Here is a 20,393-nt window from a genome sequence, read left to right as displayed (position 1 = left end):
TCGCTGAGTCCCACCTCGCCTGTCAGGCGCGCACGTCCCGGACCAGGGGGTTCAGCGGTACACCGTTGTCGATACGCTCGTCGCCATCGCGGGCGAAGCCGTGTCGGGTGTACATCTCGACGAGATAGCTCGGTGAGTCGATTCGGCATCGCGCCTCCCCGACGTCGGCCAGGGCGGCCTGCAACAGTCGTGTGGTGTGTCCGAGTCCACGTTCGGAGCGGCGCGTGCACAGGTGACCGAGCCGGAATTCCTTCTCGCCGCCCACGTTCTCCTCCAGCAGCCGGACCGTTCCGATGACCTCGCCGTCACGTTCGAGCCAGAAGTGCCTGGTGCGAGGCAACAGATCGAATCCGTCGAGCTCCGGGTAGAAGTACGCCTGCTCGACGACGAACACCTCCACGCGCAGTTTCAAGATCGCGTAGAGGCGGTCGGTGTCGAGGTCGGGTGCCCACGACCGGATGAGGGTGGGCGGTCGGCTGGCAACGGTGCCTGTGCTGATCATCGTTATCTTCCCGTGTTCATCGTTCGTGTATCCGTACGTTCCATCAGGCATACCCGCCGTTGCGTAGTTCATGCGTCGCTCGATCAACCCTCGGGCCTCGAAGGCGGCGAGCCAGCCCTCCATTGGAACCGTGGTTGTCCTGGTGAGGCGCGCTACCCGTCGAACCGAGAGAGAATCGCACGCGCGCATCGGATGACGGTCCCGCGGTCATGTGAGACGACGTAGTCGAATCGGCGATCGGACTCGCAACGCCCGCTGCGCAGATCGCGGGCCGACAGCACGCAGCAGTAGAACTGCCCGAGCACCACGATGTTCCATTCCTCGATCAGCGGGTCGGCCGGGTCGAGGTCCGAGTGCGTGATGCCGGGATCGGTCATCCCGCGCATGTCGACGCCGTACACACCGGTGTAGGCGATTCGCGCTGCCATCGCCCGCCATCGCCGACGCGTTGTGGGACCGAACTGACGCGCATGCTGAAAGGTGCCGAGTGTCAGGGTGTCCGGGCCCGAGAGAGCGGCCTGGCATTCGATGTGCGTGCTCATCTCGATCAGTAGTCTCTTGGTACTCGAGGTGGCGAGGTGTTCGGCAGAGGTGATGTCGAAGGGAGATGCAGCCTCGGCGGGCGGGGTGCTCCACGTGGGCGGAAGCCCGGCTGCGACCGGATCCCGGTGTTTCGTGCTGTCGGCCTCGGCCGGTGAGTACAACTCGCCGATACCGAAAGTGGCTCCCATTGCCAGCGCTCTTCTCCGATGCATCTCGGTGTCGATACCGCTGGCAACGATGACGGCGCCCGTGCGTTCGGCCTGTGCTGCCAGGACGTGCAGCGCATGCGCTGCCGCGGTGGTCGGCGCGTCGTTCGCCAACTCTGGCGCAAGGACGATGATGTCCGGTTCGATCAGGGGAAGCAGTGACAACGAATCCGGACGTATACCCACGGAGTCGACGGCCACCACCCTCTGCTGCTCGCGAGCGTTTTCGACCGAACAGAGAGTTTGGGCCGGACTGTCGACGAGAGACTTGGTGTCGACAACCAACGCATCGGACAACAGATCGAATCGGTGTCGCTGTCTGCCGCGTGATTCGAGCTCGACTGCGGGCGTGTGTGCGGTGGTCATGGGCACCGACTCGTTCGGTCACCCGAGTTCGCACACTGCACGCGGACTCTCACGCGGGCACAGCGCCAGCCAGAGTCATCACACTCGTCCGTTCGGTCAGTCCACTGTGGGATCGAATTCTCCTGCCAACAGAAGCTTTGCTCAGCGAAGTTTCTTTGCCGATGCCCGATGGGTAACGAGTGGATAACGGAAATCACGAAGCGGTAACGACGACTCGTGGCAGACTCGGCTTCATGGCGGGCTGGCGTCGAGTCCGTCGAGAATGCCGAGTTAGTTTTGCAGTAGGGGCCGGGCCTCGCCCGGTGTTACTCGAACTCGAGGCGCATGGACCGTGCGGCGAAGTGCAGCAGCAGCACGAAACCGCCGATCGAAACGACGACCGGGGACCACACCACGACCGCCTGCAGTACTGCGACGTCTTCGAACACGACCACGTATGCCGCGATGAATGTCGTAGCAGCGATACAGAAGACGATGTGGAACGCGAGCATCCAGCGTTCGAAGAAGAACCCGACGAACATGCCGATCTCGATGAAGAATGCTGTCTTCGCCAGGGTGATCTCGGGTGGGAAGTCCGCGACGAACGTGGCCCCGAAAATTGCGATGTTCGCGATCACGACGAACGCGAACGCTTCGGTGAGCGTCGGCCAGGGCCCGAAGAGCCAGAACAACCCCATGATGTAGGCCGCGATCATCGACGTCCACTGCACCGCGATTGCGATCGGTGTGGTTGCGCCGTATCCGAACGCCATCTCGAGCGTCACCACGACGGCCATGCTCAGCGTGGCAAGCGCGATCACCTTCTTGACGATGCCGCTCACTGCCAGTGAGGACATCAGGGCCAAACCCCACTCGTAGTGCTCCGTGGACGAATTCACTGACGATCTCGCAGCGGTGGCCATCATTACCCCTTGTGTCCGTACCGGTAGCCGATTGAAACACATGGTTGCTGGCTGCAACCCCATATTCGACGACCGAATGGAACACTCGAACGCGCGATAATCCCCGTGTAATGTGTGCGAATGTCTTTACAAAGTTAGGGGTCGCTATGCGTTTGGGTGTGGTTGGTTACGGAATGGGTGGGCGGTACTTTCACACCCCGTTCATCCAGGCCGCGAACGGGATCGAACTGGTAGGGATCGTCACTCGGTCGACCGAACGCGCCGCGCAGGTCGAGCTCGACGCGCCAGGAACGCCCGTCTACTCGAGCCTGGGGGAACTGATCGACGCAGGAGTCGACGCCGTCACCATTGCGACGCCGCCGGCGACGAGACGCGAACTCGTCCTCGAAGCCCTCTCGCGCGGTGTGCACGTTGTGGCCGACAAGCCGTTCGCTCCCGACCCTGCGGGCGGAGTCGAACTGGTACGCGCCGCAGAGCGCGCCGGGCTGATGCTCAGCGTCTTCCAGAATCGACGGTGGGACGCCGACATCAGGACGTTGAAGGCGGTGCTAGACGGCGGCCGACTCGGACGGGTATGGCGGATCGAGTCGCGATTCGACCTCGACGAGCCGTCGACCCTGTATTACGGACCCGCCGGTGGCCTGCTGCGAGATCTCGGTGCCCACCTCGTCGACCAGGTCCTATGGCTTTTCGGCCCAGCCGCATCGGTGTATGCGCGGATGGATTGGCGCGGGAAGGGAGACGACCGAACCGACAGTGCATTCGTTATCGACATCGACCACGAGAGCGGCGTGCACTCGACTGTCTCTGCGACCAAAGCGAACCACTTTCAGGCCCGGCAACTGCGTGTCTACGGCATCGATGGCAGCTACTACTCGGACGGCACCGACGTCCAGGCGGGTGCAGTGTTCGCGGGACGTCGCCCCAGCGAGAATCCGGCCGAATGGGGATACGAGCTGGAAGAGCGATGGGGAACACTGCGCTCGGTCCACGGCGTGGAAAAGGTTCCCTCCGAACAGGGCAGCTACCAGAGCTTCTACAGTGAATTCGCGGCGGCTGCCAGCGGTGACTTGCCTCAGCCCGTTCCGGGTGCGCAGGTCATTCACACCCTTGAAGTGCTGGACGCTGCGCGCCGCGCTGCTGTCAGCGGTGAGGTCGTCCGCGTGAACTCGACCACGCCGCCGTTCGGATGTGAGTGACCTCGTCGGTGTAGGCCCACGACAGAAAAAGCTCCGCACCTTCGAACACGGTGCGGAGCTTTCACTGGTTACTGCGTGTAGATCAATAGAAGGTCTTGCGGCCACCGATTGCATTGCCTGTGGCGCCGAGGATGGTCAGGACGGCTCCGACGACCACGAGGATGATGCCGATCGTGGTCAGAATGCTGATCGACGCGAAATAGCCGATCAGGGCGAGGATGATTCCCAGGATGATCACTGTTGTGCCTACTTTCGATTCGATGCCGCTGGCCGAGACAACCGCTCTTCGACTGTCGAGCGGTTGCAACTGCACGCCGACAGTGGCCACATGTGGACGCTGACGGCTTGACGGAAGTTCAGTCCGACGCTCCGGGTGGAGAGTCGGACATTTAGGGCTACCCTGCGGCGGAAACGTTCAAACACCGCAGCCTACGATCGCCCTGGGTGGGCGGTCATCGACTGCTCGGCGAATCAGTTTGCTGCTTTTGCAGCGGCCTTCTCGCTCGAAGCGCCGGAGGTGGACAACTGTCCGCCCGAGTTCTCGAGGTGTGCTCGGACGAACCAGTGGAAGAGCTCCAACTGCCCGCTCTGACCGATGAGCAGATCCTCGGTGACGGGATCGATGTCGCCGATCTCGGCAATGGCCTTGCGAGTGTCACCGATGACGCCGGCATAGACGAGGTCCAAGGCGCCCAGATGCTCGATTGCAGTGGCGCGGCCGATGGAGTAGTCGTCCCAGGAACGTCCGTCGACGATCGTTCCGGGAGTGCCCTTCGCTGACGAACCCAAGGTGGCGATGCGCTCGGCCACCTCGTCGGCGAACCCTCGCACCGTCTCGACCTGTGGGTCGAGCATCTCGTGTACGGAGATGAAGTTGGGGCCCACGACATTCCAGTGGATGTGCTTGAGAGTCAGGTGCAGGTCGTTGTACGCGTTCAGGCGGTCCTGCAGCAGAGCAGCGACCCGTGCGCCTTGATCGTTGCTCAATCCGGGAACTGTGTACGAATTCGAATTGGTCATGGTCGGGGGCTACCCAGGGTGCTCGTCTGCGAAACACCCCGGGTAGCAGACATCATTTCTGTTCTGGGTCCTTCGTCGCACCCGGGACGTCCGCGTCGGCGGCGACTTCTTCGAGTTCTTCCTTCTGTGGCCGCTTCAGGCTCAGAACTATCGAGCCGGCAAGCACGATCACGATCACCGCGAGACTGACCAGCGATGGGATCTCCGGGATAGAGGTGCTGATGACCTTGTGGCCGGCCTGCAGGATCAGCTTGACGCCGATGAACCCGAGGATGATGGCAAGGCCCTTGGACAGGTAGTGGAACTTGTCGAGAAGACCCGAAAGCAGGAAGTACAGCGCGCGAAGACCGAGGATGGCAAAGGCGTTCGACGAGTAGACGATGAACGGGTCGTCGCTGACCGCCAGCACTGCGGGCACGCTGTCGACGGCGAAGACGAGGTCTGCCGCCTCGATCGCGACCACGACCGCGAGCAGCGGGGTCGCGACGCGCTTACCGGCTTCCTTGACGAAGAACTTCGTCCCGTCGTACTCGTCGCGAACCGGAATGATCTTGCGGAGCAAACGGACCGCAATCGAGGTGCTCGGATCGTACGAATCGTCCTCGTCCTTCATCAACTTCCACGCGCTGTAGAGCAGAATTGCGGCGAAGACGAAGAGAACGGCGGCGAACTTGCTGACGATGGCCACGCCCGCGGCAAGGAAAATCCCTCGGAAGACCAGCGCGCCGATAACACCGAAGAACAGCACGCGGTGCTGATACTCGCGCGGCACCTTGAAGTATCCGAAGATCAAGGCGAACACGAAGAGGTTGTCGACGGACAGACTCTTCTCGAGCAACCAGGCCGTTGTGTATTCGACACCAGCCGTCGTACCGAGCGTGGCGAAGACGACTCCGCCGAAGATGATGGCGACGCCGACCCATAGAGCGCTCCACCATGCCGCTTCTTTGAAGCCGATGATGTGCGCCCCGCGGTGCGCGAGCAGGTCGATGGCGAGAAGTATGACGATGGTGGCGGCGAACGCCGCCCACGCCCATAGCGGGACGACGTTCATCGGCGGGTGTCCTTACTGGTCGAGATCGTGGAGTCCATCTTCTGGTGCTCCTTCTTTCGGTGGCCGTGATACGGCAGTAGTTCGGCCGCGTTCTTACAAGTGTGCCTGTTCTGATTGCGGCAGTCATCGTCGGAACTTGGACACCTTTGATGGTGGTTTGTTGCCGTAATCAAGCAAGCTGGTGTCTCGACTGGGGCCAGTCGAGAAGACGCGCCGCGTAGACAGCGGTCTGCAGAGTGAAACGCTCGCTCGGATCGGTGACGTCGTGGCCGGTCAATTCGGCGACGCGGGCGAGACGGTAGGTCACCGCGCGAACTGAAAGATGCATCGAGCGAGCCGTCGACGCCGAGTTTCCGCCGGATGCGAAATACGCCAGGAGGGTGGCAAGGAGCGGCTCGGCGCCCCCGCGGGCTGTAGTCAGCGGTGCAAGAACCGTCTCTACCAGGTCGATGATCGCGCTCCGGTCATCGAGCAGAACGCGGTAGACGAGCAGTTCGCGCGCATCGACCACGCGGGCCTCCAGTTCGAGCTTCGTGGCCAGATCCAACGAGTCGAGCGCCTCACGGTACGAGGATGCGACGCCGGCAACGTTCGGGCCGGTGCGTCCGACGCCGATCCGCCGCCACCTACTGCTTGCGTCGTGGTCGGATACGACGGCATCGCGAACGGCGGCGATGACGAATTCCACGGCGCGGTTGTCCGGTGCCGCGAACACCACCACCAGCCGGCCCTCCTTGCTGGCGACCAGGACGTCGGAGTCCCCCTTGGTGCCCTGGACGGCGCGCTCGACCTCGGCGAGCACGGTTGCACCGTCGGTGAACGGCGTGGTGGCGTCGACCACAACGACTGCGTGGGGCCCGGTGAGGTCGATGCCGAAGCTCTCGGCGCGGCCCAGCACCCCGGCGACGTCCGCGCTGCCGGAGAGCAGATCGTCGACGAACTCGCGTCGAGCGGACACCTCGGCTCGCACGACGGTGCGTTTCGCGAGCTGAAAGCCTTCGGCGAGTTCGGCCACAGCGTCGTCGACGGCGTGGAGCATGACCTCGCCGGCCATCACCACGGCGCTCGGGTCCTGCTCGGCGCCCATGACCGCGGGCAGCGTCCGCCACAGTCGCCACGCGGATGACAAGTAGAGGTCGAGGAGAGCGCGTAGAGCTACGCCCTGTCTCGCTGCAGCGCCCCCGTGGGTGCGCAGCGTGCGCAGTTGACGACGCGTCAGCGGTCTCCCGTCGGACACGGCAGAGGACAGCACGTCGAGGAAGTCACCGAGCAGCTCGGTGGGTAGACCGCCTGCATCCTCGGCAGCCAGATCGGCCACGCGTTGTTGACTTGCTTCGCTCGTCGCTGCCGGAAAGTCGCTCGCCATCGGCTTCATCGTATGCGGCCTTGCGGACGCAATCGGCTACCGTTCGAACAAGATCGGCGCCGCGTCGGGGGCGGCGCCGATCCTTCACACCCCAACTGGGGGAGCTGCGCGAGAGTCACTTCGATCGGGCGCCCGCGGCCCGGTCGAGCAGCGGTGTCGTTCGGTACGGAATGAGCTCGCTCATCGCGATGGACATGTTGGTCCGCTCGACCCCGGGGATCTTGAGAATCAGACCGGCGACGCGATAGAGATCGTCGGCGTCGACTGCCGCGATGCGGATGTGCATGTCCGAGGCGCCGGACAACCCGAACACCTCCAACACCTCCGGAATCGTCCGCAGATGATCGGTGACCTCGGAGAGCTTGTGCTGATCCACTCGCGTCGTGACGAAAGCCTGAAGTGCATAGCCGAGGCTGCGCGGGCGAACCCGATGGTCGATGGGAGTGAGAGTGTCCTTCTCTTCCCACCGCGTCAACCGAGCCTGCACGGTGTTGCGGGACATCCCCAGGATGTTTGCCAGTTCCACCCCGGTGGCACGTGGTCGCTCGCACAGAGCCAGCAACAGGCGGGCGTCGGTTCTGTCGAAATCGGTCATCGGTTCAGATTGCCACGAAAGTGGACCACATCATCGACGCGCCGGAGAAAGATCGTCTACGGCCAGGCCTCGGGCCAGAACGTCCTGGGGTATCGGCTCGCCGCGCACAAGTGCAGCGCCGACACGAGCGAGGGCCGCACACGTCTGAATTCCGTAGCCGCCCTGACCTGCGCACCAGAAGAATCCCTCGACGGTTGCGTCGAACCCGACCACCGGCGTCCGGTCCGCGACGAAGCTGCGAAGGCCGGCCCACGAGGAACGAACATGGCGGGTGGTCAGCGTCGTTGCCTCACCGATGGCGTCCAGCGCTCGCGCGATCTCCAGGTCGTCCGGACGCGCATCACAGGGCTCGGTCGGCGTCTCGTCCGCAGGCGAACACAACATCTGGTTGCCCTCGGGCTTGAGATAGAACGACTCGTCGATGTCGCTGAGCGTCGGGAGCCGTGCCAAATCGGCCCCCTCGGGCAGGCCGAGCATGAAAATGGTGCGCCGCAAGGGCTGCAACCCCACCCGCGCAGCACCGGCGAGGTCGGCGACCGAATCCGCCCACGCACCGGCAGCGTTCACCACAACCGGCGCCCGACGTATCGAACCGTCCGAGGACGTCACCTGCCATACCTCACCGAGGCGCTCGAGTGCTACGACACCGCCGGAGGTGACGACGAATCCACCACGAGCCCGCAGGCCCCGCACATACCCCTGATGGAGCGCGTGCACGTCGACCTCCATGGCCTCGGGATCGAACAACGCAGCGTCGATGTGCTCGGCCCGCAGCAGCGGAAACAGTGCGTGGGCCTCCGTGGGTGAGACGAGCTGAGCGCTCGGCGCCAGTTCGTGTACCTGGTGAAAGAGGGATTCGAGCGCGTCGCCACGTCCGCGTACCGCGAACTGCAGCAGCGAGCGGGGTGAGAGCAATGCGCTGTCCCAGAACTCGGGCGGGTCGGTGAGGAACTCCCGACTAGCCGAGGTCAGTGCCCGAATCGGAGCGTTTCCGTACGTCTCGAGGAATAGTGCCGCCGAACGCCCCGTCGTGTGGAAGGCGAGAGCCGCCTCCTGTTCGAGCAAGCACACTGCCCGATCCCGCGACAGTTCACAGGCGATCGACACACCCGCGATGCCGCCGCCCACGACGATGACATCGAACTCGTGCCGTGCATTCATTGACGCAGACTATCGCCCGTCCGTTAGGCGGGAGGTTCGTTACTGTCAGGTCATGCCAGAGAGCTATGTCCCCGTTTCGGATTCGCCGGTCGGTCAGTTTCGGTTGTCCGGGGCTTGGAATTTTCGTGATGTCGGTGGCGCACGCACGGTCGACGGTCGGGCCGTTCGTGGCGGCGTCCTGTACCGCTCGTCCGAGCTCAGTCGTCTCGACGACGCCGGCGGCGCCGAGCTGACGCGGTTGGGGATCGTTCGCGTGTTCGACCTGCGCGGCGCGCCTGAGATCGAACGAAGTGGTCGAGATCGAGTCCCGCACGGCGTCGCCGTGCACAACCTGCCGTTCGACGATCGCCGGCGCACACATACCCCGCACGAGGTCGACGTGTCCGTCGAGCAGGCGCAGAGGCAATACATGATGCGCGCGTACACCTCGTTTCCGTCGCTCGACGGCGCCAAGCGTGCGATCAACGGCGTTGCCTCTGCCCTGGCCCGCGGCGACGGGCCCGCGCTGGTGCACTGTGCAGCGGGCAAGGACCGAGCCGGGTGGACCGTCGCGACCATTCTGCGGGCGGTCGGCGTCACCGAGGAGGACGTGCTGGCCGACTATCTGGCCAGCAACGACGCGATCGAACCGCTACGTGCGCATGTGCAAGCCGTCTGGGAAAGAGGCGCGGACGGGGCTCCCGTGGAGCTGTCCGATGCCGTACTCGGCGTCACCGAGGAGTACTACCGCAGGGGCTTCGAGACTGTGGACTCGATGTACGGGTCGTTCGACGGATATCTCGACGCACTCGGGTTCGACGGTGACTCGGTCAGCGCATTGAACGCAGTATTACTGGACGCGAGAGCCTGACGCGTACCCTGTCCACCATGCGTACTGGCGATATCGCGCCGGATTTTCGACTTCCGGATCACGAAGGGAACATCCGGTCGCTCGGTGACATGGTGGCCGATGGCCCTGTGGTTCTGTTCTTCTATCCCGCCGCCTCGAGTCCGGTCTGCACGGCCCAGGCTTGTCACTTTCGTGATCTGGGGGCATCCTTCGCGGCCTTGGGCGCTCAGCGCGTCGGGATAAGCACCGACACCGCAGACAGACAAAGCCATTTCGCAATGCAGCGCGCCTTCGACTACCCGTTGCTTTCGGACTCGGACGCAACGGTCGCGGAACAGTTCGGTGTGCGCCGGGGTAATTGGATGACGAGATTCCGGCGTCGCCGAGATCTGGAGAGGCGCAGATCGCATGCGGCGAAGCGGGGGATTGTCAGAAGACTGCTTTCGGTGAAGCGGACTACCTTCGTCATCGACCGACATCGAGTGGTGCGACTGAAGGTGACGAGCGAGCGCGCGCACGTCCACGCGGACAGGGCGCTGGACTTTTTACGCTATCTGGCCTGAAGTGTTTTCGCCGCTGAAGAGGGCTGTGTACACGGCAGGCTTCTTGTTTTCCGCAGGTGAATCGGCAGAGGTATCGTCAATGTGGCTGAACAAAGCCTCGTTCTTCTTGGATGGTTCCATCCCACGAGCATGCTCTCCGTTCGAAGAAAACGCCACCCGGACGCGCGCAGCGGTCGCCTGCAAAATTATCGAAGATCAACGTGTTTGAAACGCAATCTGCCGGGGTGCAACACTGACGCCGTGCTCGATGCAGAAACCGTCCTTGGTGGAATACGCCGCTATCCCGATGCCGAGGCCCCGAATTTGTTCGCCGTCGATGCGGCGGATCGGCTGGTGCTCGACACCGTGGCCGAGCGAGACGCCGAATTGGTCGACCGCACGATCGCGGTCATCAACGACCGTTACGGTGCGCTGACGCTCGGTGTCGCGGCACGGCACGGCATCACGGGCATTCGGGTGCACCAGGACTCCGTTACGGGCGAGCTCGCGCTCGCGCGCAACGCCGCAGATGCAGGGCTAACAGGTGTTTTCAGCCATCACGACCTCGGCGAGGATCTTCTGGACGGTGTCGATGTGGTGCTGATGCAGCTGCCCCGCAGCCTGGCCGAGCTCACTGAGATCGCCGAGACGATCGCCCGCTTCGCCGCACCCGAGGTGCAGGTCTACGCGGGCGGTCGAGACAAGCACATGACTCCGGCGATGAATGCGGTGTTGGGCGCGTCGTTCGAATCTGTCAGCGCAGGTCGTGGGCGGCAGAAGGCACGCGTGCTGAGCGCCTCGCGCCCGATCCGACCGTCGGCGTTGTCCTATCCGGTCAGCGAGTTCATTGGTGACATAGATCTCACCGTTCTCGCGCACGGTGCGGTGTTCGCGGGCGCAAAGTTGGACATCGGGACGAGATTCCTGGGATCGTTCGCCGCTCGCATGAAGCCGGATGCATCCGTCGTCGTCGACCTCGGTTGCGGTACCGGGATTCTCGCGTGTCTGCTTGCCCGGACCCACGACACCGCGCGTGTCATGGCCACCGACAGATCGGCCGCGGCAGTGGCGTCTGCGCGGGCCACGGCGTCGGCGAACGGTGTCGTCATCGATGTGTTCCGCGACGACGCCATGGCGACGCTGCCCTCTTCGTCGGTCGATCTGGTGGTGTGCAACCCCCCGTTTCACGAGGGCGCGTCGCTGCACACGGGCAGCGCGGAGAAACTGTTCGCGGCGGCGGGGCGGGTGCTGCGTCCCGGCGGCGAGATGTGGACGGTCTACAACACCCATCTCGGGTACCGGCAGGCGCTGTCCAATGCAGTCGGGCCGACCGAGGTGGCGGGGAAGAACAAGAAGTTCACCGTCACCCGGTCGGTACGTTGACCGCTATTCGACCGGTCCGCCGTCCTCCGGTGTCCCGCTGATCTGGCCGCGATCCATACCGCGGTCTTCCACCAGGGTCCCTTCGACGATCTCGGCTTGACGCTGCCCTTCGGCATAGTCGATATCGGGATTCTCGTCCGATTCGACGAGCTCGTGGTCGACGAGCTCCTCGGTCAGTTCCTCGTCGGGGATCTCGTTGACCGAACGCTCTTCCTCCTCCGCTGCGGTATCGGGTTCTTCCTCGGCGAGCTTCGCGTCGAGGCTTTCACCTTCGCGGGCCTCCTCGAGGGTGGTCCCGAACTTGTCCGCCTCGCTCCAGCGATCCGGCGCGTCGACCACGGTGTCACCGTCGTCGTTGCGCACTTCGTCCGAGTCGAGGCTTTCGCTCTGATCGAGTGTCTGGTCCGGTCCGTCTTCGATACTCATGTACCGAATCATGCCCCCAATTCGCGCAGGAGAAACTCTTCCGCTCGCGGACGCGTTCCGCTGGGCGGCGCGGTAGAGTCCGAATTGTCGTAAAACGGTCGTAGTCCGGCTGGGAACTTTCGTCCGTATATGAAACGTTCTACTTACGACTGTCGAGGAACTCCTCGAGCACGGCCTGAATCCATGAAGGGAAGAAACACGGTGCGCACCTCAAGCAACCCGGTGTTCCGCAACCTGCCCAAGCAGGGAGGCGGCGGATACGCCACTTTCGGCACTGCGACGGCAGGCGCCTCGCAGGCTGCACAGCAATTCGGCCAGCCGGCCACGGCTGCCGACCCGTATCGGACCGGACCCACGTCGCGGTCCATGACCATCGACGATGTCGTCACCAAGACGGGCATCACGCTCGGTGTCTTGGCTATCACGGCAATCGTGTCCTACCTGTTGGTCGACAACAACGGAGATCTTGCGGTCCCATTCGTCGTCGGCGGCGGACTCATCGGCCTCGTACTCGTACTGGTCGCGGTGTTCGGCAAGAAAATGGACAACAAGGCCCTCGTTCTCGCCTACGCCGTCGCGGAGGGCTTCTTCCTCGGTGCGCTGTCGTTCATGTTCACCGATATCAGCTTCGGTGGCGCAGGTGGTAGCACCCTCATCGCGCAGGCAGTGCTCGGAACGTTCGGTGTGTTCTTCGGCATGCTGGTCGTCTACAAGACCGGCGCCATCCGGGTCACCCCTCGCCTGACTCGAATGATCGTCGGCGCACTCATCGGTGTCGTCGTCCTCGCACTCGGCAACCTCGTCGCGGGCTTCTTCATGGACGGTGGCCTCGGCCTTCGCGACGGCGGCCCGGTCGCCATCATCTTCAGCCTCGTCTGCATCGGCATCGCGGCCTTCAGCTTCCTGCTGGACTTCGATCAGGCCGACCAGCTGATCCGTGCTCAGGCGCCGGAGAAGGCAGCCTGGGGCGTCGCACTCGGACTGACGATCACCCTCGTGTGGCTGTACGTCGAAATCCTGCGTCTGCTCAGCTACTTCAACAGCGACTAGTTACTCGCACGAAAAGGCCCCGCACTCCGATGAGTGCGGGGCCTTTTTCGTTGCGTGTTCGGTGTGCCTGGTTGCACACAAGTCGCGTCCAGCAGTCACATTCGACCCTCGCGCAGCGATTTGTGTGCACCTAGGACTCGAGCGCTCAGCTCAGGCGTTCGAGCACCATTGCCATACCCATGCCGCCGCCGACGCACATGGTTTCGACACCGAACGTCTTGTCCTGCGTCTGCAGGTTGTTCAGCAGCGTGGTGGTGATGCGAGCACCGGTCATTCCGAACGGGTGACCGACGGCGATGGCGCCACCGGAGACATTCAACTTGTCGTGATCGATGCCCAGGTCGCGGGCCGAGCCGAGAACCTGCACGGCGAAGGCCTCGTTGATCTCGAACAGGTCGATGTCGGAGATCGACATTCCGGCGATGGCCAGCGCCCGGCGGGTGGCCTCGATCGGGCCGAGTCCCATGATCTCGGGTGAGGTGCCCGTGACGCCGGTGGAGACGATCCGGGCGAGCGGGGTCAGTCCCAGCGCCTTCGCCTTGGTGTCGCTCATGATGACGAGCGCCGCTGCGCCGTCGTTGAGTGGGCACGCGTTGCCCGCGGTGATCGTGCCGTTCGGCCGGAATACCGGCTTGAGCTGGCTGATCTTGTCGTAGGTGGTGCCGGCGCGGGGACCGTCGTCGGTGCTGACGACGGTGCCGTCGGGCAACGTGACAGGAGTGATCTCACGTTCGAAGAAGCCGGAGGCGATTGCTTCCTCGGCGCGGTTCTGGCTGCGTACGCCCCAGTGGTCCTGCTCCTCGCGGCCGATTCCGGTCAGCAGGGCGACGTTCTCGGCGGTCTGCCCCATCGCGATGTATGCATCGGGAAGCTCTCCGCTTTCACGCGGATCGGTCCAGCTGTCGGCGCCTTCTTCCTGGGCCTTCTTGGTGCGTGCTTCGGCGTCGGCGAAGTGCGGGTTGTGGCTGGCGGGCAGCGAGTCGGAGTTGCCGTGCACGAAACTCGAGACGCTCTCGACGCCGGCGGAGATGAAGACGTCACCCTCGCCTGCCTTGATGGCGTGCAGCGCCATGCGGGTGGTCTGCAGCGACGAGGAGCAGTAGCGCGTGATCGTGGTGCCGGGGAGCGAGTCGTAACCGAGGAGGACGGCGACGATGCGTGCGAGGTTGTTGCCCTGCATGCCTCCGGGAAGACCACACCCGAGAAGCAGGTCGTCGATGTCCAGAGGATCGAGCTCGGGGACCTTCGCGAGCGCTGCGGCCACCATCTGCACGGTCAGATCGTCGGGACGAATGTCCTTGAGCGATCCCTTCATCGCGCGGCCGATCGGTGAACGAGCGGTACTGACGATCACTGCCTCTGGCATGAACTCTCCTTCGTTGGATGCTGCATTGCGTACGGCGGAAGCTATCGCTACTGCGCAAGTCGACGCCGAGTAGGCGTGGCCCGTTGTTCGAACTTATCGCTCCTCGGTCTGCGCTCGGATCTCGGCACCTCGTCTGCGCAGGAACCGATCTACCGACGCCGCAGCTCGCGGAATGAACCGGCGTGATTCTGCCGCTGCGGAAACCTCGGGCAAGTCGGGGAGCGGGCCTCCGTGCCACTCGCCCAGCGCGGCGGCCAGCACCGGGAGAAGCTGCCTCGCCGCGAGCTCGTAGCCCGCTGCAGAAGGATGGAACCGGTCTGCGGAGAACATGGTGTCCGGCGCCGCAAGAAACTCCGGTGCCAGCAGATCGGCCAGCGCCACCGGGTATCCGCCCGCCTTGATCGTCTGCTCGGCCTGAGCCTTGGCCAGGCGCAGACCCCAATTGCGCACGAGCGTTCGCAGGGGCTGCGGGATGGCCGTCACGACGCCGAGGTCGGGGCAGGTGCCGACGGCGACGACCGTTCCCTTCGCCGTCAGCCGTTCCACCGCGTTGCCGAGCCGCGTCGCGGAACCGGCGACCGAGAACTTCTTGGTGACGTCGTTGGCGCCGATGAGGATGATCGCCGCGTCCGGCGCCGGGCCGGCGACGAACATGGCGTCGACCTGACCTTCCAAGCCCTTGGATGTGGCGCCGCCGATGGCTTTGGTACTCAGCCGTACTCGTTTTCCGGTCTCGTCGGCGAGGCCGCGAGCGACGAGCACGCCGGGAACCTCGTCGGCGACCGTGCAGCCGACCCCAGCTGCTGTGGAATCACCGAAGACCATCAGGTGAATATCTGCCGAACTGTCGAAGCGCCACCGCTCGGGGGTGAGGTCCCCGGGGCCGTAGACACCGTCGGCCTCGGGTGGCCGAGCAGTGTTGCGACCGATGACGCCCCGGGCCGACGTCGCCTGCGACATCAGATGCCGGTACGCGGCCCAGGACACAGTTCCCGCCGAAGAGCCCGCGACCACCGTTGCGGCACCGGCCTTGGCCGCGGTTCGCCACTTCTTCAACGGCACTGCTTGTCTCCTTCGATACGGGCCACCACACCATCGTATTCATCCGGGCGATGCGTCAGAGCCGTACCGCTCGACGCACGGCGCGGCGTGTGTGGAAAAGACGGCATCTGGGAAGATGAAGGCATGCGCATTGCTCAGCACATCACCGAACTCATCGGCAACACCCCGTTGGTCAAGCTTTCCTCCGTTGTCGGCGACGACGCGGGGACGGTTGCAGCCAAGATCGAATACCTCAACCCGGGCGGTTCGTCGAAGGACCGCATCGCGGTGAAGATGATCGACGCGGCCGAGGCGGCCGGCGAGTTGAAGCCGGGCGGCACCATCGTCGAACCCACGTCGGGCAACACCGGTGTCGGGCTGGCCCTCGTCGCGCAGCAGCGCGGCTACAAGTGTGTGTTCGTCTGCCCGGACAAGGTCGGCGAGGACAAGCGCAATGTCCTGCGGGCGTACGGAGCCGAGGTCGTGGTGTGCCCTACAGCGGTGGCCCCGGAGGATCCGAACAGCTACTACAGCGTGTCCGATCGCCTCGTGCGTGAGATCGACGGCGCGTGGAAGCCCAACCAGTACGCCAATCCCGCCGGTCCGCAGAGCCACTACGAGACCACCGGCCCCGAGATCTGGGCCGACACCGACGGCAAGATCACCCACTTCGTCGCGGGCGTCGGTACCGGCGGCACGATCTCCGGCACCGGCAAGTACCTGAAGGAGGTCTCGGGGGGCAAGGTCAAGGTCGTCGGCGTAGACCCCGAAGGCTCCGTCTACTCCGGCGGCACCGGGCGGCCGTACCTCGTCGAGGGCGTCGGCGAGGACTTCTGGCCCACCGCCTACGACCCCTCGATCCCCGACGAGATCATCGCTGTCTCCGACGCCGACTCGTTCGACATGACGCGCCGGCTCGCCCGCGAGGAAGGCCTGCTGGTCGGCGGATCTTGCGGGATGGCTGCGGTCGCGGCGATTCAGGTCGCCGAGCGCGAGGGCCCCGACGCTCTCGTCGTGGTGCTGCTGCCCGACGGTGGTCGCGGATACCTCGCCAAGATCTTCAACGACTCCTGGATGTCCTCGTACGGTTTCCTTCGTACGCGTCTGGACGGCACAACCGAGGAGACCTCCGTCGGAGAGGTGCTGCGCGGGAAGTCGGGGGCAATCCCGGACCTGGTGCACACGCACCCGTCGGAAACCGTTCGCGATGCCATCGAGATCCTGCGTGAGTACGGCGTCTCGCAGATGCCGGTCGTCGGCGCCGAGCCGCCCGTCATGGCCGGTGAGGTGGCGGGCAGCGTCACCGAACGCGACCTGCTCAGCGCGGTCTTCGAAGGCCGTGCTGCGCTCGCCGATTCGGTGGCTCAGCACATGAGCGATCCGTTTCCGCTGATCGGTGCAGGCGAGACTGTCTCCGACGCGACGAAGGCGCTCGGCGAATCCGATGCACTGATGGTCGTCGAAGAGGGCAAGCCCGTCGGCGTCATCACCCGGCACGACCTGCTCGGATTCCTGAGCAAAGGCGCCTAGCGGCGCATGTGCGCGGAAATACATAGTCCGCTATGTATTTCCGCGCACATGCGTGAAGCGCCTACCGGAACGCGCTCGACCCGGTCAGCGCCTGCCCGATCACCAATTGATGAACCTCTGACGTGCCCTCGTAGGTGAGGACCGATTCGAGGTTGTTGGCGTGCCGGAGCACCGGGTATTCCAGAGTGATGCCGTTGGCGCCGAGGATGGTGCGGCACTCCCGGGCGATTGCGATCGCTTCCCGGACGTTGTTGAGCTTGCCGAGGGAGACCTGCTCGCCGCTCAGTTCGCCCTTGTCCTTGAGCCGCCCGAGGTGCAGGGCCAGTAGCTCTCCCTTGCCGAGCTCGAGGGCCATGTTGGCGAGCTTGGCCTGGGTCAGCTGGTATCCAGCGAGGGGCTTGTCGAAGACCTCACGGGTCTTGGAGTATTCGACGGCGGACTCGATGCAGTCGCGGGCCGCGCCCATCGCCCCGAAAACGATGCCGAAGCGGGCCTCGTTCAGGCAGCTCAACGGGCCACGGAGACCCTCGGCCTCGGGCAGCATCGCGTCGGCGGGGAGTCGGACGTCTTCGAAGACGAGCTCGCCGGTGATGGACGCGCGTAGTGAGAGTTTCTTCTTCACCGTGTTCGCGGTGAACCCCGGCGTGTCGGTTGGGACGATGAAGCCCCGCACTTTGTGGTCCGTCTGGGCCCACACGATCGCGACGTCCGCGACGGGACCGTTGGTGATCCACATCTTGCTGCCGTTGAGGATCCAGTCGTCGCCGTCCTTCTTGGCGCGGGTGAGCATGCCGCCGGGATTGGAGCCGAAGTCCGCTTCGGTCAGACCGAAGCAGCCGATGAGTGATCCCTCGGCCATCCCGGGCAGCCACTGCTGTTTCTGGTCCTCCGATCCGAACTTCCAGATCGCGAACATCGCGAGCGAGCCCTGAACCGACACCAGGCTGCGGATGCCGGAGTCCATCGCTTCGAGCTCGAGGCAGGCCAGCCCGTACGCGGTCGCCGAGGTGCCGGCACACCCGTATCCCTCGAGGTGCATGCCGAGGAGTCCGAGCGCGCCCAGTTCCTTGGCCAGCTCGCGCGCGGGGACGGTGCCCTCCTCGAACCAATCTGCCAGGTGTGGCCGGATCCGCTCGTTGCCGAGTTTGCGGACCGTGTCCCGAATCTGCCGTTCCTCGGTGTCGAGGAGAGAGTCGATCGCGAATAGTTCATCGACGCTCTGTGAGCGGAGGGATGTCTTCTCGGTCACGGTGCCTCTTTCTGATCAGGGATGTCTTCGCAGGCTACCCACGCGAGCGGCGGACGCGATAGAGAATGCGCGCGGTCGCCCACTAGGCTGAAAGCCATGAGTGAGCAGCGCAGCAAGGCAGAGCAGGGATTCTCCACCAAGGCCGTTCATGCCGGTTACGAACCGGATCCGCTGACCGGTGCCGTGAACGTTCCGATCTACGCCAGCTCGACGTTCGCTCAGGACGGCGTCGGCGGCATGCGCAACGGCTTCGAGTACGCCCGCACCGGAAATCCGACGCGTCGGCCACTCGAAGCCAACCTGGCTGCCATCGAGTCCGGGAACTACGGGCGCGCGTTCTCCTCGGGCATGGCCGCGACGGACGCGCTGCTCCGGGCAGCGTTGCGGCCCGGCGATCACCTCGTCATCCCCAACGACGCCTACGGTGGCACCTTCCGGCTGATCGACAAGGTCTTCACTCAGTGGGGCATCGAGTACTCGGTGGCCGCGGTGTCGGATGTGGACGCGGTCCGCGACGCGATCCGCCCCAACACGAAGCTGGTGTGGGTCGAGACACCGACCAACCCGCTGCTCAATATCGGTGACATCGCCGCGCTCGCCGAGGTCGCGCACGAGAAGAATGCCAAGCTCGTCGTGGACAACACGTTCGCCTCGCCCTACCTGCAGCAGCCGTTGCAGCTGGGTGCCGACGTGGTGTTGCATTCGACCACCAAGTACATCGGGGGCCACTCCGATGTGGTCGGCGGCGCGCTGATCACCGACGACGAAGAACTCGATGCGGCGTTCGCCTTCCTGCAGAACGGTGCCGGCGGAGTCCCGGGCCCGTTCGACGCGTTCCTGACGCTGCGTGGCATCAAGACGCTCGCGCTGCGGATGGAGCGTCACAGCGACAACGCGGAGAAGCTCGTCGACCTGCTCGACGGCCATCCCGCGATCTCCACGGTCATCTATCCCGGTCTCGCATCGCATCCCTCGCATGTGGTCGCGGCCAAGCAGATGCGACGGTTCGGCGGCATGATCTCGGTGCGGCTGGCAGGCGGCAAGCAGGCGGCGTTGGACTTCTGCTCGCGTACCGAGGTGTTCACGCTCGCGGAATCGCTCGGTGGTGTCGAGTCGCTCATCGAGCACCCCGGGGCCATGACGCACGCGTCGACGGCCGGGTCGCTGCTCGAGGTGCCGGACGATCTGGTGCGGCTGTCGGTCGGTATCGAGGACGCGGCCGATCTCGTCGGTGACATCGAGCAGGCTCTGGGTCGGTAGGGGAATGATCGTCGCCTTGATCGACTCGGGGCTCGGGTTGCTGCCGACGGCGGCGCGACTGAGAACGCTACGTCCGAGGCTGGATCTGATTCTGCTGATGGATCCGGACGAGGCGCCCTGGGGACCCAAGCCCGACGCCTGGGTGGTTGGTCGAGTGCTCGCCGCGGTCGATCGGGCGGTCGCTGCAGGCGCTGAGGTGATCGTGTTGCCGTGCAACACCGCCAGTGTGACTGCGTTGGCGCACGTGCGCGCCCATCTGGGCGCGGGTGTTCCGGTGGTGGGTACGGTTCCCGCCATCAAGCCTGCGGCGGCAGAGAGCGAGCGCATCGCGATCTGGGCGACTGCGGCGACGACGGCGAGTTCCTATCAGGCTCGGTTGGTCGAGGAGTTCGCGGCCGGCCGGACGGTGACGCCTGTGGCCTGTCATGGGCTCGCGGATGCGATCGATCGTGGCGACACGGACGGTGTGTCGGCGGCGATCCGGGCGGCCGCGGCATCGACACCCGAGGACGTGGAGTCCGTCGTGTTGGGTTGTACGCACTATCCGCTGGTGGTGGACGAGATCCTCGCGTCGCTGCCCGCCGGCACTCGGCTCTACGACAGTGCCGAGGCCGTGGCCCGGCAAACCCTGCGACGTATAGACGAGCTCGGCGGTCCTGACGAAGGGTCCGGATCGGTGACGGTCTCGCTGAGCGGACGAGCCGGTGACTTACCGGCCAGTGCGCTCGCGCACCGAGAGGGCGCCTTGCTGACCAACCACCGCTGTGGGATCATTCGTTGATCTGAACAATTGCTCAGATGAA

The 20,393-nt window shown here is 64.5% G+C and carries 21 protein-coding genes; 8 read left to right on the top strand and 13 right to left on the bottom strand.

What is annotated here, in order from left to right; all coding sequences use genetic code 11:
* Window positions 1-22: 22 nt before the first annotated feature.
* The 3 genes from KVY23_RS03575 to KVY23_RS03565 form a co-directional block, all read right to left on the bottom strand.
* Window positions 23-502: a GNAT family N-acetyltransferase gene (locus KVY23_RS03575; protein WP_206509592.1), complete on the bottom strand. Its 480-nt coding sequence runs from the start codon at window positions 500-502 to the stop codon at window positions 23-25.
* 152 nt (window positions 503-654) lie between these two features.
* Complete coding sequence (locus KVY23_RS03570; protein ID WP_230555322.1) at window positions 655-1,617, bottom strand: DICT sensory domain-containing protein; 963 nt, start codon at window positions 1,615-1,617, stop codon at window positions 655-657.
* Between the two features lie 305 nt (window positions 1,618-1,922).
* Window positions 1,923-2,495, bottom strand: coding sequence for a giguanylate cyclase (locus tag KVY23_RS03565; RefSeq protein ID WP_230555321.1), 573 nt, complete (start codon window positions 2,493-2,495; stop codon window positions 1,923-1,925).
* A gap of 170 nt (window positions 2,496-2,665) precedes the next feature.
* On the opposite strand from KVY23_RS03565, the gene KVY23_RS03560 reads away from it, so the two are divergent.
* On the top strand, window positions 2,666-3,718 hold the full coding sequence (locus KVY23_RS03560; protein WP_230555320.1) for a Gfo/Idh/MocA family protein: 1,053 nt from the start codon (window positions 2,666-2,668) through the stop codon (window positions 3,716-3,718).
* A gap of 82 nt (window positions 3,719-3,800) precedes the next feature.
* On the opposite strand, the gene KVY23_RS03555 is transcribed toward KVY23_RS03560, so the two are convergent.
* The 6 genes from KVY23_RS03555 to KVY23_RS03530 form a co-directional block, all read right to left on the bottom strand.
* A complete protein-coding gene (locus KVY23_RS03555) occupies window positions 3,801-3,956 on the bottom strand; it encodes a DUF6131 family protein (RefSeq protein WP_230555501.1) in 156 nt (51 codons plus the stop codon).
* A gap of 233 nt (window positions 3,957-4,189) precedes the next feature.
* Complete coding sequence (locus KVY23_RS03550) at window positions 4,190-4,738, bottom strand: Dps family protein (RefSeq protein ID WP_206509595.1); 549 nt, start codon at window positions 4,736-4,738, stop codon at window positions 4,190-4,192.
* Window positions 4,739-4,790: 52 nt separating this feature from the next.
* Window positions 4,791-5,792 (bottom strand): TerC family protein, encoded by a 1,002-nt coding sequence (locus KVY23_RS03545; RefSeq protein WP_075839685.1) that lies wholly within the window; start codon window positions 5,790-5,792, stop codon window positions 4,791-4,793.
* A gap of 169 nt (window positions 5,793-5,961) precedes the next feature.
* Complete coding sequence (locus KVY23_RS03540) at window positions 5,962-7,158, bottom strand: CdaR family transcriptional regulator (protein ID WP_230555319.1); 1,197 nt, start codon at window positions 7,156-7,158, stop codon at window positions 5,962-5,964.
* Window positions 7,159-7,273: 115 nt separating this feature from the next.
* A complete protein-coding gene (locus KVY23_RS03535) occupies window positions 7,274-7,753 on the bottom strand; it encodes an Lrp/AsnC family transcriptional regulator (protein ID WP_075839686.1) in 480 nt (159 codons plus the stop codon).
* Window positions 7,754-7,783: 30 nt separating this feature from the next.
* Entirely contained in the window at window positions 7,784-8,914 is a 1,131-nt protein-coding gene (locus KVY23_RS03530; protein ID WP_230555318.1) for an FAD-binding oxidoreductase, read from the bottom strand.
* A 52-nt stretch (window positions 8,915-8,966) separates the two neighbouring features.
* On the opposite strand from KVY23_RS03530, the gene KVY23_RS03525 reads away from it, so the two are divergent.
* From KVY23_RS03525 to KVY23_RS03515, 3 genes are all read left to right on the top strand, one after another.
* A complete protein-coding gene (locus KVY23_RS03525) occupies window positions 8,967-9,764 on the top strand; it encodes a tyrosine-protein phosphatase (protein WP_230555317.1) in 798 nt (265 codons plus the stop codon).
* Between the two features lie 17 nt (window positions 9,765-9,781).
* Window positions 9,782-10,306 carry a peroxiredoxin gene (locus tag KVY23_RS03520; RefSeq protein WP_230555316.1) on the top strand — a complete coding sequence of 175 codons (525 nt, stop codon included), beginning with the start codon at window positions 9,782-9,784 and terminating at the stop codon, window positions 10,304-10,306.
* Window positions 10,307-10,546: 240 nt separating this feature from the next.
* Window positions 10,547-11,668 carry a methyltransferase gene (locus KVY23_RS03515; RefSeq protein WP_230555315.1) on the top strand — a complete coding sequence of 374 codons (1,122 nt, stop codon included), beginning with the start codon at window positions 10,547-10,549 and terminating at the stop codon, window positions 11,666-11,668.
* A gap of 3 nt (window positions 11,669-11,671) precedes the next feature.
* On the opposite strand, the gene KVY23_RS03510 is transcribed toward KVY23_RS03515, so the two are convergent.
* Window positions 11,672-12,094: a hypothetical protein gene (locus KVY23_RS03510; RefSeq protein ID WP_230555314.1), complete on the bottom strand. Its 423-nt coding sequence runs from the start codon at window positions 12,092-12,094 to the stop codon at window positions 11,672-11,674.
* A 201-nt stretch (window positions 12,095-12,295) separates the two neighbouring features.
* On the opposite strand from KVY23_RS03510, the gene KVY23_RS03505 reads away from it, so the two are divergent.
* A complete protein-coding gene (locus KVY23_RS03505; protein WP_230555313.1) occupies window positions 12,296-13,144 on the top strand; it encodes a Bax inhibitor-1/YccA family protein in 849 nt (282 codons plus the stop codon).
* 145 nt (window positions 13,145-13,289) lie between these two features.
* Here KVY23_RS03505 and KVY23_RS03500 read toward each other — a convergent pair whose 3' ends face one another.
* Both KVY23_RS03500 and KVY23_RS03495 read right to left on the bottom strand, forming a co-directional pair.
* Window positions 13,290-14,510, bottom strand: coding sequence for an acetyl-CoA C-acetyltransferase (locus tag KVY23_RS03500; RefSeq protein WP_230555312.1), 1,221 nt, complete (start codon window positions 14,508-14,510; stop codon window positions 13,290-13,292).
* Window positions 14,511-14,603: 93 nt separating this feature from the next.
* Window positions 14,604-15,572, bottom strand: coding sequence for an SGNH/GDSL hydrolase family protein (locus KVY23_RS03495; RefSeq protein WP_230555311.1), 969 nt, complete (start codon window positions 15,570-15,572; stop codon window positions 14,604-14,606).
* A gap of 123 nt (window positions 15,573-15,695) precedes the next feature.
* Between KVY23_RS03495 and KVY23_RS03490 the strand changes: the two genes are divergently transcribed.
* Complete coding sequence (locus KVY23_RS03490) at window positions 15,696-17,081, top strand: cystathionine beta-synthase (RefSeq protein WP_230555310.1); 1,386 nt, start codon at window positions 15,696-15,698, stop codon at window positions 17,079-17,081.
* A 61-nt stretch (window positions 17,082-17,142) separates the two neighbouring features.
* Here KVY23_RS03490 and KVY23_RS03485 read toward each other — a convergent pair whose 3' ends face one another.
* Window positions 17,143-18,330, bottom strand: a complete 1,188-nt coding sequence (locus tag KVY23_RS03485) for an acyl-CoA dehydrogenase family protein (RefSeq protein WP_206509601.1) — start codon at window positions 18,328-18,330, stop codon at window positions 17,143-17,145.
* A 96-nt stretch (window positions 18,331-18,426) separates the two neighbouring features.
* Between KVY23_RS03485 and KVY23_RS03480 the strand changes: the two genes are divergently transcribed.
* Both KVY23_RS03480 and KVY23_RS03475 read left to right on the top strand, forming a co-directional pair.
* Entirely contained in the window at window positions 18,427-19,590 is a 1,164-nt protein-coding gene (locus KVY23_RS03480) for a cystathionine gamma-synthase (protein ID WP_230555309.1), read from the top strand.
* Window positions 19,591-19,594: 4 nt separating this feature from the next.
* On the top strand, window positions 19,595-20,371 hold the full coding sequence (locus KVY23_RS03475; protein ID WP_230555500.1) for a glutamate racemase: 777 nt from the start codon (window positions 19,595-19,597) through the stop codon (window positions 20,369-20,371).
* Window positions 20,372-20,393: the final 22 nt, after the last annotated feature.

Origin of the sequence: Rhodococcus sp. I2R (genome assembly GCF_020889545.1) — a bacterium.
Lineage (GTDB): Bacteria > Actinomycetota > Actinomycetes > Mycobacteriales > Mycobacteriaceae > Rhodococcoides.
The sequence above is the reverse complement of the archived record's forward strand: the minus strand, read 5'-3'. Positions and strand labels throughout refer to the sequence as shown.